The sequence below is a fragment of the Paraclostridium benzoelyticum genome (assembly GCF_001006285.1).
Classification (GTDB): Bacteria; Bacillota; Clostridia; order Peptostreptococcales; family Peptostreptococcaceae; genus Paraclostridium; species Paraclostridium benzoelyticum.
In genome coordinates this window covers 1-13229 of the sequence record NZ_LBBT01000343.1, presented here as the reverse complement: position 1 = coordinate 13229, position 13229 = coordinate 1, and the positions used below count along the sequence as shown (strand labels likewise).

At 30.0% G+C, this 13229-nt stretch carries 10 protein-coding genes, 1 pseudogene and 1 riboswitch; of the genes and pseudogenes, 2 read left to right on the top strand and 9 right to left on the bottom strand.

Features of this window, described 5'->3' with window-relative positions; translation table 11 throughout:
* Positions 1-35: 35 nt before the first annotated feature.
* The 9 genes and pseudogenes from VN21_RS16470 to VN21_RS16425 form a co-directional block, all read right to left on the bottom strand.
* Positions 36-1370, bottom strand: coding sequence for an NCS2 family permease (locus VN21_RS16470; RefSeq protein WP_046823118.1), 1335 nt, complete (start codon positions 1368-1370; stop codon positions 36-38).
* A 111-nt stretch (positions 1371-1481) separates the two neighbouring features.
* Complete coding sequence (guaA, locus tag VN21_RS16465) at positions 1482-3020, bottom strand: glutamine-hydrolyzing GMP synthase (protein ID WP_046823119.1); 1539 nt, start codon at positions 3018-3020, stop codon at positions 1482-1484.
* A 2-nt stretch (positions 3021-3022) separates the two neighbouring features.
* A complete protein-coding gene (gene guaB / locus VN21_RS16460; RefSeq protein ID WP_046824221.1) occupies positions 3023-4486 on the bottom strand; it encodes an IMP dehydrogenase in 1464 nt (487 codons plus the stop codon).
* Between the two features lie 249 nt (positions 4487-4735).
* Positions 4736-4837: riboswitch (purine riboswitch) on the bottom strand.
* A 64-nt stretch (positions 4838-4901) separates the two neighbouring features.
* A pseudogene (gene larC / locus VN21_RS19155) lies at positions 4902-6019 on the bottom strand (nickel pincer cofactor biosynthesis protein LarC).
* Positions 6020-6091: 72 nt separating this feature from the next.
* A complete protein-coding gene (larB, locus tag VN21_RS16445) occupies positions 6092-6835 on the bottom strand; it encodes a nickel pincer cofactor biosynthesis protein LarB (protein WP_046824218.1) in 744 nt (247 codons plus the stop codon).
* 396 nt (positions 6836-7231) lie between these two features.
* Positions 7232-8854 carry a chaperonin GroEL gene (gene groL / locus VN21_RS16440; RefSeq protein ID WP_046824217.1) on the bottom strand — a complete coding sequence of 541 codons (1623 nt, stop codon included), beginning with the start codon at positions 8852-8854 and terminating at the stop codon, positions 7232-7234.
* A gap of 23 nt (positions 8855-8877) precedes the next feature.
* The gene (locus VN21_RS16435) at positions 8878-9162 is read right to left on the bottom strand and encodes a co-chaperone GroES (RefSeq protein ID WP_021428256.1); all 285 of its coding nucleotides are present in this window, start codon (positions 9160-9162) and stop codon (positions 8878-8880) included.
* A 171-nt stretch (positions 9163-9333) separates the two neighbouring features.
* A complete protein-coding gene (gene cls / locus VN21_RS16430; protein ID WP_046824216.1) occupies positions 9334-10824 on the bottom strand; it encodes a cardiolipin synthase in 1491 nt (496 codons plus the stop codon).
* Between the two features lie 15 nt (positions 10825-10839).
* Positions 10840-11715, bottom strand: a complete 876-nt coding sequence (locus VN21_RS16425) for a DNA-3-methyladenine glycosylase family protein (protein ID WP_046824215.1) — start codon at positions 11713-11715, stop codon at positions 10840-10842.
* 170 nt (positions 11716-11885) lie between these two features.
* Between VN21_RS16425 and VN21_RS16420 the strand changes: the two genes are divergently transcribed.
* The gene (locus VN21_RS16420) at positions 11886-12548 is read left to right on the top strand and encodes a deoxynucleoside kinase (RefSeq protein WP_046824214.1); all 663 of its coding nucleotides are present in this window, start codon (positions 11886-11888) and stop codon (positions 12546-12548) included.
* Positions 12541-13194: a deoxynucleoside kinase gene (locus tag VN21_RS16415; RefSeq protein ID WP_046824213.1), complete on the top strand. Its 654-nt coding sequence runs from the start codon at positions 12541-12543 to the stop codon at positions 13192-13194. Before VN21_RS16420 ends, VN21_RS16415 begins: the two co-directional genes overlap by 8 nt.
* Positions 13195-13229: the final 35 nt, after the last annotated feature.

Genomic DNA, 13229 nt, shown 5'->3' with positions numbered 1-13229 from the left:
TATATAAATATAAATATTTACATATCTTTTTCATTTTATAATAATCCAAATTTTAGTATGAATACTATGCTAAGTATAATTAAAGAAAGTTTTGCCTGATCTTTCTTACCACTAGCTAACTTTAAAAATGTATATGATATAATTCCAAACATAATACCATCTGCAACACTGTATGATAAAGGCATCATTACAAATGTTATAAATGCTGGTATCGCATCTGTAAAATCATTAAAGTTAATTCTTAATATTGAACTTGCCATTAAGAATCCTACAAGTATAAGTATTGGAGCTGTAGCTTGAGGTGGTATAGAAACAAATAATGGAGCAAAAAATAATGAAATTAAGAATAAAATTCCAGTAATTACTGCTGTTAATCCCGTTCTTCCTCCAACTGCTATTCCAGATCCACTTTCAACTGTTGTAGCTAGCGTTGATGTTCCTAATACTGAAGATATAGTAGTTGAAACAGATTCTGCTAATAATGCTTTTTTTACATTAGGCATATTTCCATTTTCATCTAATAAATTAGCCTTATCTGCAATCCCTAATAAAAATCCTATTGAGTCAAACATATTAACAAATAATAATGTAAGTACTATTACTAACATATCTAAGCTAAATATTTGACTTTTACCTACATCCAATGCTTTCATAAATACAGGTTGTATTGATGGAGGTAAGTCTATAACTCCTGTTGGCATAGGAACTATTGAAAATACCATCCCAATTACAGATGTAATTATTATAGATATTAAAAATGCTCCATTCACATTTTTTATTAATAAAGTTGCAGCTATCATTAATCCTATTATAGATAATAATACAACTGGTGACTTAACATTTCCTAATGATATTATAGCTCCACCTTGTTGAACAATACCTGCATTAACAAGTCCTATAAATGTTATAAACAACCCAATTCCAGCTGTTATAGCATGTTTTAATACATCTGGCATACACTCTATTATCTTTTCACGAACATTAGTTACTGTTAATAAAATAAATATAATACCTTCGATAAACATAGCACATAGTGCAAATTGCCAAGTATATCCCATACCTAAAACTACTGTATACGTAAAGAACGCATTTATTCCCATACTAGGAGCTAATATTATAGGATAATTAGCTAAGAATCCCATTATTATACATCCTATTGCTGAAGCTATTGCAGTTGCTGTAAAAACAGCGCCCTTATCCATACCAGCTTCACCTAATATGGTAGGATTTACAACTAATATATAAGCAATTGTCATAAATGTTGTTATTCCTGCTAATACTTCTGTTTTTACATTTGTGTTATTTTCACTTAGTTTAAAAACTTTCTCTAATAATCCATTATTAGAGCCTTTAACACTTGAATTTTGCATATTTTCCTCCATTGATGATAAATTTTTTGTGATAAAATCCTTATAAAAAAATAAAAAGCATAAGCTTTTTATTTTTTTATAATTTATTGTAAGTGTTTGAATAAACTGGTTTTATTCCCATTCTATAGTTCCTGGAGGCTTACTAGTGATATCGTAAACTACTCTATTTGCTCCATCAACTTCATTTACAATTCTATTAGATATTTTTTCTAATACATCGTAAGGCATTTTGTACCAATCAGAAGTCATTCCATCAGAAGAAGTAACGGCTCTTATACCTACTAAATAAGCATAAGTTCTTTCATCTCCCATAACTCCAACAGTTTTTACATCTGGTAAAGTTGCGAATGCTTGCCATATTTCACTATATAAACCAGCTTTTTTAAGCTCGTCCATATATATAGCATCTGCTTCTCTTAATATATCACATCTCTCTTTAGTTACTTCGCCTATAACTCTTATTCCAAGACCTGGTCCTGGGAATGGATGTCTATATATTAAATCATAATCTATTCCAAGTTCTAATCCTATTTTTCTAACTTCATCTTTAAATAATTCTCTTAAAGGTTCAACTATTTCAAATTCTATATCTTCAGGTATTCCACCAACATTATGATGTGATTTTATTGTAGCTGATTCTCCAAGTCCACTTTCTACAACATCAGGATATATAGTTCCTTGAGCTAAGAAATCCATTTTTCCTAATTTATTAGACTCTTCTTCAAATACTCTTATAAACTCTTCACCTATTATTTTTCTCTTAGCTTCAGGTTCTGTTACACCTTTTAATTTAGATAAGAATCTATCTTCACAATTTACTCTTATTAAGTTCATATCAAACTTATCTCTAAATATTCTTTCAACATCATCGCCTTCATTTTTTCTAAGTAATCCATGATCTACGAATACACAAGTTAAGTTATCTCCTATAGCTTTATGAACAAGTACAGCTGCAACTGATGAATCTACTCCACCACTTAAAGCACAAAGTACTTTCTTATCTCCTATAGTTTCTTTTAATTCTTTTATCTTTTCTTCTATAAATGAATCTGTTGTCCAATCTCCAGTTACTTCACATACATTATATAAGAAGTTTCTTAAAACTTTATCTCCTTCTAAACAATGTTCAACTTCTGGGTGGAATTGAACTCCGTATAATTTCTTTTCTGGGTGATGCATTGCAGCTACTGGACAATCCTCAGTATATGCAGCAACTTCAAATCCTTCAGGAAGAATATCTATTAAATCTGTATGACTCATCCAAACAGTATTAGTAGAAATTCCTTCAAATATGTTTGAAGCGTTATATGTTATAGAAGTTTTTCCATATTCTTTTTCACTATTATTTCCTCTTCTTACATTACCACCTAATAAGTGAGCCATTAACTGAACTCCATAACATATTCCAAGTATAGGTACTCCTATTTCGAATATTTCTTTAGTTATCTTTGGAGACTCTTCTAAGTATGCACTGTTAGGTCCTCCTGTAAAGATTATTCCTTTTGGATTTTTAGCTTTTATTACTTCTATATCTGTAGTATGTGGTAATATTTCACAATATACGTTATTTTCTCTAACTCTTCTTGCAATTAATTGGTTGTATTGACCACCAAAATCTATTACTAAAACTATTTCATGTTGTTTTTTCATTCTTATACCTCCCCTTGAGTGCTGTAATTTGGCGCTTCTTTAGTTATAGTTATATCATGTGGATGACTTTCTTTTAATGAAGCAGCTGTTATTTTTATAAATTCAGAATTTTCCATTAAGTCTTTAATTGTAGCGGCACCACAGTATCCCATACCAGCTCTTATTCCACCTATCATTTGGTAAACTATATCTTCAGCTTTACCTTTATATGCAACCATTCCTTCAACACCTTCAGGAACTAATTTTTTAGCATCATTTTGGAAGTATCTATCCTTAGATCCTTTTTCCATAGCTCCGATAGATCCCATTCCTCTATATGTCTTGTATGATCTTCCTCTATATAAAACTGTTTCTCCAGGACTTTCTTCTGTTCCTGCAAACATAGATCCCATCATACATATTGATGCTCCAGCAGCTAATGCTTTTACTATATCTCCAGAGAACTTTAATCCTCCATCAGCAATTACTGGTACTCCATACTTATGTCCAACTTCTGCACAGTCCATAACTGCTGTTACTTGTGGAACACCTATACCAGCAACAACTCTTGTCGTACATATAGACCCTGGTCCTATTCCTACTTTTACACAGTCAGCTCCAGCTTTTATTAAATCTTCTGTAGCTTTTGCAGTTGCAACATTTCCAGCTATAACTTGTAAGTTTGGATATTTTTCTTTTACTTGTTTAAGAGCATTTATAACACCCATAGAGTGTCCATGTGCACTGTCTAGTACAACTACATCAACATTAGCTTTAACTAATGCAGCAACTCTATCCATTAAATCAGCACTTATTCCAAGAGCAGCTCCACATAATAATCTTCCTTGAGAATCTTTTGCAGAGTTTGGATATTGTATTTTCTTCTCTATATCTTTTATTGTTATTAATCCTTTTAAGTTTCCTTCTGCATCAACTATAGGTAATTTCTCTATTTTATGTTTCTTTAATATTTGTTGAGCTTCAGTTAAGTTTATTCCTTCTCTTGCTGTAACAAGATTTTCTTTAGTCATAACATCTTCTACTTTTTTAGTAAAATCAGCTTCAAACTTTATATCTCTATTTGTTATTATTCCGATTAATTTATTATTATCATCTACTATTGGTACACCCGATATTTTATATCTTGCCATTATATCATCAGCATCTTGTATTGTATGGTCTTTTGTTAAGAAGAATGGGTCTACGATAACACCACTCTCGCTTCTTTTTACTTTATCAACTTCTAAAGCTTGTGCTTCTATAGACATATTTTTGTGTATTATTCCTATACCACCTTGTCTCGCCATTGAAATAGCCATTTTCGATTCAGTAACTGTATCCATACCTGCACTCATTAGAGGTATATTTAATTTAATGCTCTTTGTTAATTGTGTTTGTGTACAAACATCTTTAGGTAACACTTCTGATCTTTGTGGAACTAAAAGTACATCATCAAATGTTAATCCTTCTTTTAATATCTTTGCCATATCGGTTGCCCCCTTCGTTATTTTATATATATTTTTTACTATTTATTATTTTTTATATAATCAGTTATTTTTATACTGTTTCTACCCTGAAACTTTAATTTCCTTAAAAATGGGTACAAAAAAACCTGTATAATAACTTCATTTTATAAGTGAAATTACTATACAGGTTCTCAAAACTCTTTTAACTTGTAGCTAACCTATAGGGAATATGCTCAGCCTATAGATTTACTTTATTAATGATAGAGTTTTGTCTATAATAATTTCACTCATAGTCAGAGTATTTTCGGTACTCCGGTAGAGACTCTCAGACCATATTTCTGAGTATATATGAGTGATTTTTTATTTATGATTTTGTATACAATGTTGTATGAGTTGTTTATTAATTTATCAAATTTTCTTACTTGTGTCAACAATTTTAAAAAAATTTATTTTTTATTGAGCAATTTATGCTATCATATACAAATTTTATGGATATATTAGCCTTTTTAGCTATGTTTTTACACTCTTCGTACTCTGGAGTAACTTTTATAATTTTATTTTTGTAATACCCAATTTTAACTGTTACTTCTCCATATTCGCAATTTATTTTTTCAAACTTTCTTAATAAAGTTTTTCTTTTATACTCCTTATACCTAATTCCAAAGGTACTAGTTTCCATAAATATAATTTCAGTAAATTTATCTAAATCCTTTTTTTCACATAATATAGACAGTTTTATCGCTGGTCTATTTTTTTTCATATGTATACTTTCAGTGTATATATCAAGTGCTCCTTCTTCTATGACCTTATCATATACATATGAAAATATCTCTGACGACATATCATCTATATTACAATTTATTTCATATATTACTTCTTCTTTTTTTTTATACCTACTATAGTTCTTAACATATTTGGTATTTCAAATTTTTTATGTCCTATCCCATATCCAATTTGATTAACTTCAAATTCTAATTTATCTATAAACTCGCTACATAATGTTTTTATTATAGCTGCCCCCGTCGGTGTAGTACACTCTCCTTCTACACTATTTAGTTTAACTGGTACTCCTCTTAATATTTCAATAGTTGCAGGTGCTGGCACTGGCATAATCCCATGATCACATTTCACAAATCCAGACCCAACTGGAACACAGCTAGAGTACACTTTATCTATGTTTAGTAAATCTATTAATATAGAACATCCAACAATATCTACAATAGAATCTATAGCTCCAACCTCATGAAAATGAATTTTATCTATAGTTGTACCATGAACTTTAGCTTCTGCTTCTCCTACCGTCATAAATATCTTTTTAGCTCTATCTTTTATTCTATCGTTTAAATTAGATTTATCAATAATATCAAAAACATCTACTAAATGTCTGTGTGCATTAGATTCTTTAGCTATTACATTAACCTTTGTTCCAACTATACCACTTTCATTTTTAGAATCTATTTCTATACTAAATTCATCATTTAAATTTAATTTCTTTAATTCCTCTAAAAAAATTTCTTTAGGTACCCCTAAGTTTAATAAACTCGCAATAGTCATATCTCCAGATATACCATTCACTATGTCAAAATACAAAATTCTCTCTTCCATTCGAATACCTTCTTTCATATTTTAGTCTAATTTATTTATTGTAGCTGCTAGATATCCAGCCCCAAATCCATTATCGATGTTAACTACAGATATTCCTGATGCACAACTATTTAGCATCGTTAATAAAGCTGAAAGACCATTAAAATTAGCACCATATCCAACTGATGTAGGTACCGCTATAACAGGAACATCTACTAAACCTCCAACCACACTTGGTAAAGCGCCTTCCATCCCAGCTACAACTATTAATACTCTAGCGTCTCTAATTATATTCATTTTATTTAGTAATCTATGTATGCCTGCAACTCCTACATCATAAACTCTCTCAACATCATTACCTAAAAAAGTGGCAGTATAATATGCTTCATCTGCAACCGGAATATCAGATGTCCCACCTGTAACAACTACAATCTTTCCTTTTCCTATATTATCTATAGGTTTATTTTTAATCTTTAATACTCTAGATAAATCTTCATATTCGCAATGTGGATATAAAGATTTAATCTTTTCATATGTTTCTTTTCTACATCTAGTTCCTAATATGTTTGAACCTTTTTCGCTCATCTTTTTTATAATTCCTAATATATGTTCATCGCTTTTACCTTCACAGTAAATAACTTCCGGATACCCATTTCTTATTTGTCTATGGTGATCGATATTTGCATATCCAATATCTTCATAAGGTAAATCTTTAAGCTTCTCCATAGCTATATCTATATCTATATCATTATTTTTAACTTGCTCTAATAAACCTCTAATATCCATAAGTACCCCCCACTATTCTAAGTTGTTAATATTAATTTTAACACACTGAGCATACCTTTTCCAGCTGATAAAACACGTAAAAAAGGGATTATATCATTTAGATATAATCCCTCCCTATTTCTATTTCTCTTAACCTCAATAAAGTGTTGAACTTTTCTAAAAGCGAAGTGTTGATGATATTTGCTGAATAAACGCTAAACCCAAGCTCTTCAGGTCTTTAGTGCATGAAGCAACTATCCTTAATTCCTATCACACCTCAGTAAAGTGTTGAACTTTTCTAAAAGCGAAGTGTTGATGATATTTGCTGAATAAACGTTAAAGACCGCGTTCTTCAGGTATTTAGTGCATGAAGCAATATCATCAACACGAAGCCAAGTATGTTCAAACTTTACCATCCTACATCATTGGAGGCATTCCTCCACCCATTCCTGGTACTGGATCACTTTCAGGAAGATCTGCAACAGCTGCTTCCGTAGTTAAGAATACACCTGCTATAGATGCTGCATTTTGTAATGCAGTTCTAGTAACCTTAGTTGGGTCAACTATACCAACGTCAACCATGTTCACATATTTTTCATTTAATGCATCAAATCCTATTTCAGGATCCTCATTTACAACTTTTTGTATTATAACAGCTCCTTCAAGACCAGCATTAATTGCTATTTGTCTTAATGGCTCCTCTAAAGCTCTTCTTATTATCTTAGCTCCTACTTGAAGTTCTCCTTCAAGCTCTTCTATTAATTTATCTACAACTGGTATTACACTAACTAATGCAGTACCACCACCTGCAACTATACCTTCTTCAACAGCTGCTCTTGTAGCATTTAATGCATCTTCGATTCTTAATTTTCTTTCTTTAAGCTCAACTTCTGTAGCGGCTCCAACTTTTATTACAGCTACACCACCTGCAAGTTTAGCTAATCTTTCCATTAATTTTTCTTTATCAAAATCAGAAGTAGTTTGATCTACTTGATGTTTGATTTGGCTTACTCTATCTTCTATAGCTTTTTTATCTCCAGATCCATCTACTATTGTAGTGTTATCTTTAGTTATTTTTACAGAACTAGCTCTACCTAACATAGATATGTCAGCATCTTTTAAATCATATCCTAACTCTTCAGATATAACAGTTCCTCCAGTAAGTATAGCTATATCTTCTAACATAGCTTTTCTTCTATCTCCAAATCCAGGAGCCTTAACTGCAACAACATCAAATACACCTTTTAATTTGTTTATTACTAATGTAGATAAAGCTTCCCCTTCTACATCTTCAGCTATTATTAATAATTTTTTACCTTGTTGTACTATTTGCTCAAGCACTGGTAGTATATCTTGTATATTATTTATTTTTCTATCTGTTATTAATATATATGGATCATTTAAAACAGCTTCCATTTTATCAACATCTGTTACCATATATGCTGAAACAAATCCTCTATCAAATTGCATACCTTCAACTGCATCTAACTCTGTATGCATAGTTTTAGACTCTTCAACTGTTATAACTCCATCTTTACCTACTATCTCCATAGCTTCTGCTATTAGGTTACCTACTTCTTCATCTCCTGCAGATATAGACGCAACTTGAGATATAGATTCTTTCGTTTCTATAGTTCTTGATTGTTTCTTTAATTCTTCAACAGCTAATTCTACAGCTTTTTGAATTCCTTTTCTTAAAAGCACTGGGTTAGCTCCAGCAGTTACATTTTTTAAACCTTCTCTTATTATAGCTTGAGCTAAAACTGTAGCAGTTGTAGTCCCATCTCCAGCTACATCATTAGTTTTAGTTGCAACTTCTTTAACTAATTGAGCTCCCATATTTTCAAATCTATCTTCTAACTCTATCTCTTTTGCTATAGTAACTCCATCATTTGTTATAAGCGGAGCCCCAAATTTTTTATCTAATATAACATTTCTTCCTTTTGGTCCTAATGTTACCTTAACTGTATCTGCTAATTTATTTACACCAGCCTCTAAAGCTGTTCTTGAATCTTGTGCGAATTTTATTTCTTTAGCCATATCTCATAATCCTCCCTTTATACTTATTCAACTACCGCTAATATTTCACTTTGTTTTAATATAGTATATTCTTGTCCTTCTAACTTAATTTCTGTTCCTGCATATTTAGAATATATAACTTTATCTCCAATATTTAATTCCATTTTAATTTCTTTACCATCTACTATTCCACCAGGTCCAACTTCTACAACCTCCGCTATCTGAGGTTGTTCTTTAGCTGTTCCAGGTAAAACTATACCACTTGCAGTTTTTTCTTCTGCTTCTACTTTCTTTATTACTACTCTGTCAGCTAATGGTCTTATTTTCATAATTATCCCTCCTAATGAAATTTATGTATTTATCACTCTATAACTTAGAGTGCTAACAACTTTATAATATATTATATTAAGTTATTTTTCAATACCCTTAATTTAATTTTATGTAATTTTTATGCGAGGAAATTTTACTCGTATCGACAAATCTCCTCGCATATTATAAATTTATAAAATTGGCGAAAATAATCTCGCTACTGATTCAACCCATTTTTTTATTAAAGGTCTTTTTTCAAAATCGTTAAGATATATTTCTTTACTGTTTGTTAAATCCTCATAGAAATCGTCAGTTATTTTTTTTACTATTTGCTCATCATACATAAATGCATTAATTTCAAAGTTTAACATAAAACTTCTTAAGTCCATATTTGCAGAACCTGTTGATGCAATCTTATCATCTATAATTACTACTTTAGCGTGTATAAATCCTTTTTTATATAAGTAAACTTTTCCCCCAGACCTTAAAATATCATCAAAATATGAATATGATGCTTGATGTACTATTTTATGATCAGCTATACCAGGGAATATAATTCTTACATCAACGCCTCTTAATGCTGCACTCTTTAATGCTCTTAATAAACTTTCATCTGGTATAAAGTATGGCGTCTCTATATAAACTCTTTCTTTAGCATTACAAATAGCTGAAAAATATGCATAGTGTATAGCCTCCCAATCACTATCAGGACCTGTTGCTACCACCTGTATCATGCTATTTCCTTTATAATCTAATTTAGGGAAATATTTTTCATCAAAAACTGATTTTTGAGTTGTATAATACCAGTCTATTAAAAATACCATTTGTAGCATATAAACAGAACTTCCTTCAATTCTTATATGAGTATCACGCCAATATCCAAACTTTTTGTTTTTACCCATATACTCATCACCTATATTTATACCACCTGTGTATCCTATGCATCCATCGATTATAACAATCTTTCTATGATTTCTATAGTTAATTTTGCCTCCCATTAGAGGGAATTTTGCAGGTAAAAAAGGAACTATTTCTATGCCCTCTTTTTTCATCTCTTTAAAGAATTTTCTATGAAACCAAAACCGCCAACATCCTACATCATCATATAAAATTTTTATACTCAGACCTTCTCGAGCTTTTTTTATCAACAAATCCTTAATCTTTTTTCCAATTTCACTATCTTTTATTATGAAGTACTCTAAATGGATATGTTCTTTAGCTTCTTCTATATCTTTTATTAGTCTTTCAAACTTTTCATTCCCATCAATAAATATTTCTACTTTATTGTTAGCTGTAAACGGGAACTTTCCTGTATTTAAAAGTAAACTTATAACTTTCTTTTTTAACCCTTCAGAATCATCTAATTTTGATAATTCTTTATTCTTTATAGCTTCTTGTTCAAGGTCTACCAACTCTTCTATTGATCTCAAATTTTCAAATAAATTATTTTCTTTTATATCTGTAGCTAGTTTCTGAGTTTTAAATATTTTTCTTTTTCTTATATTTCGGCCTAGCACCCCATATATAACTAGCCCAATCCCAGGAAGTACCATAAATATTAGTAACCATGCCATAGTCTTAGCTGGATCTCGATTTTCGAGTATTATATTTATAGCAACCACAATACTAGCTAGATAAGATATTCCTACATAACTTAAGACTAGTATGTCTAAAGCACTCATATATCCTCCTTATTTTTATCTTCCTATTCCCAACTCTCTAGCATAATAGAATAGATATTGTTGTGCAAATCCTGATAAATCTTCAAATTTATCTATCGCATACTTTCTTATTTTAGGCAAACTCATATCATCTTCTACATAAAATTCTTGCATAACTCTTTTTACCCATACATCAACAGGGAACGTATCATACTTTTGCATACCAAATAGTGCTATACAATCACAAACTTTTGGACCTACTCCATTAAATTCCATAAGTTTTTTTCTGCAATCTTCTGTTCCTAAATTCTCATAGTTATATACATCTTCATTTTCACTTATAACTCTTTCTGTAGTTGCCTTTATATATTTGTCTCTAAACCCTGTAGAACAAGCTCTTATATCGTCTATACTTGCTTTACTTAATTGTTCTGGTGTTGGAAAATCGTAATAGTCTACTCCATTGAACTTTCCAATATAAGTGCCATACTCCCTTGATAAATTAGATATAGCTTTTTGAATCATAGGAATTCTATTATTAGATGATATTATAAATGAAATTAACATCTCCCATGGATCTTGACGTAGAATTCTTATTCCCCATCCAAATTCTGTTGCCTTTTCTAAATACTCATCCATACTTTTTAGTTCATTTTTTATTTTTGCATAATCTGTATCTAAATCAAAGTAAGATTTCCATATTGTATTGAAATCTTCTAAATTAGTATTCTTTAAATAAACTGTATTTCCTTCTCTAGATACATTTATTACTCTACCTTTAGCTACCCCTGTATATGAACCATCACCTTCTGCTTTCCACCTAAAACATTGTCCACATTCAAATATATGCTTAGGATCAAAATCTAATGCCCCTTCTATAACCACTGAATTTTCTTTTTCATAAACTTTCATAAATTTCGCTCCTTTTTATATAAACTTATAGTTTTAATTCTACCCATATTTCGTTAAATTTAAATTAACTATTTATTTTTAATACAAATTTAATTTAAAAAGTCTAGAGTAGAATTAGTGATTCTTTTTTGCTAAAATACATAAGACATTATTTTTTAGAGGGTGATTATATGAATAGTAGAGGTGTATTTATAGCTATAGAAGGTCCTATAGGAGTTGGTAAAACAACATTAGCTAATATTTTAAACAATCATTTTAACTGTACTTTACTTAGAGAAATAGTAGAAGAAAATCCATTTTTATCAAAATTTTACACAGATATTAAAGAATACGCATTACAGACGGAATCATTTTTTTTATTTAATAGAATCAAACAATTAGAAGATGCTGAGAAAAATTTATTGAGTCAAGGCACAAATGTTGTTAGTGATTATCATATTATTAAAAATCTTATATTTGCAGGAATAACTCTTGATAATATGCAATTTTATAAATATAAACAAATGTATAATATTTTTATTAATGACTTACCTCAACCAGATATAATAATCTATCTTAACTCAAATACAGATGTATTGATGAATAGAATAGCTATGAGAGATAGAAGCTTTGAAAGACAAATGGATAGGAACTATATACAAGAATTAAGTACAGAGTATAAGTATTACTTTAACCCATTATCTATAAAACATAATTTTGTAGGCAAAGAACCTCTTATATTAGAAATAGATAACTCTAATTTAGATTTTCTAAATAATGATAATGATAGAAAATTTATAATAAAAAAAGTAGAAGATGCTATTAATAACTTAGGAGGACATGAAAATGTTTAAATTGGTGAATCAGTGTAATAAACCGTTAAATAGAGACTTATTTATAACTGTTGCTGGAAATGTTGGAGCAGGTAAATCTACACTTACTAAACTAGTTGGTGAAAAATTAGGTTTTGAAACTCATTTTGAAAAAGTTAATGGAAATCCATACCTAGAAGATTTTTATAAAGACCAAAACACTTGGGGATTCCACTTACAATTATATTTTTTAGCTCAAAGATTCAAACAACAAAAAGAAATAGACAGTAACGGTCTTAACAATATTCAAGATAGAAGTATATATGAAGATGTTGAGATATTCGCTAGAAACTTATATGATAACGGTAAAATGAGTAAAAGGGATTATATAACTTATAGAGATTTATTTAATGATATGGTTCCTCACTTAAGAAGACCAGATTTAATGATATATTTAGATGGATCTATAGATACTATCGTAAATAGAATCAATATGAGAGGTAGAGAGATGGAGAAGTCTGTTGATTTAGATTACTGGGCTAATCTTCACAACAGATATAAAAAATGGATTGCTGAATACGATCAGTCTCCTGTTCTTTATGTAAATATAAATGAAATTGACTTAAAAAATAACCCAGAACACTTAGATGCTTTATGTAATGAAATAAAAAGCTTATTAAATATATAAAATTTAAAATAGTGAATTAACTAGGATAGAAATAT

What these genes read in the sequence shown, in the direction of transcription:
- VN21_RS16470 (WP_046823118.1), bottom strand. Translation starts at nt 1,370, where the DNA reads ATGCAAAATTCAAGTGTTAAAGGCTCTAATAATGGATTATTAGAGAAA.
- guaA (WP_046823119.1), bottom strand. Translation starts at nt 3,020, where the DNA reads ATGAAAAAACAACATGAAATAGTTTTAGTAATAGATTTTGGTGGTCAA.
- guaB (WP_046824221.1), bottom strand. Translation starts at nt 4,486, where the DNA reads ATGGCAAAGATATTAAAAGAAGGATTAACATTTGATGATGTACTTTTA.
- larB (WP_046824218.1), bottom strand. Translation starts at nt 6,835, where the DNA reads ATGGATATTAGAGGTTTATTAGAGCAAGTTAAAAATAATGATATAGAT.
- groL (WP_046824217.1), bottom strand. Translation starts at nt 8,854, where the DNA reads ATGGCTAAAGAAATAAAATTCGCACAAGATTCAAGAACAGCTTTAGAG.
- VN21_RS16435 (WP_021428256.1), bottom strand. Translation starts at nt 9,162, where the DNA reads ATGAAAATAAGACCATTAGCTGACAGAGTAGTAATAAAGAAAGTAGAA.
- cls (WP_046824216.1), bottom strand. Translation starts at nt 10,824, where the DNA reads ATGAGTGCTTTAGACATACTAGTCTTAAGTTATGTAGGAATATCTTAT.
- VN21_RS16425 (WP_046824215.1), bottom strand. Translation starts at nt 11,715, where the DNA reads ATGAAAGTTTATGAAAAAGAAAATTCAGTGGTTATAGAAGGGGCATTA.
- VN21_RS16420 (WP_046824214.1), top strand. Translation starts at nt 11,886, where the DNA reads ATGAATAGTAGAGGTGTATTTATAGCTATAGAAGGTCCTATAGGAGTT.
- VN21_RS16415 (WP_046824213.1), top strand. Translation starts at nt 12,541, where the DNA reads ATGTTTAAATTGGTGAATCAGTGTAATAAACCGTTAAATAGAGACTTA.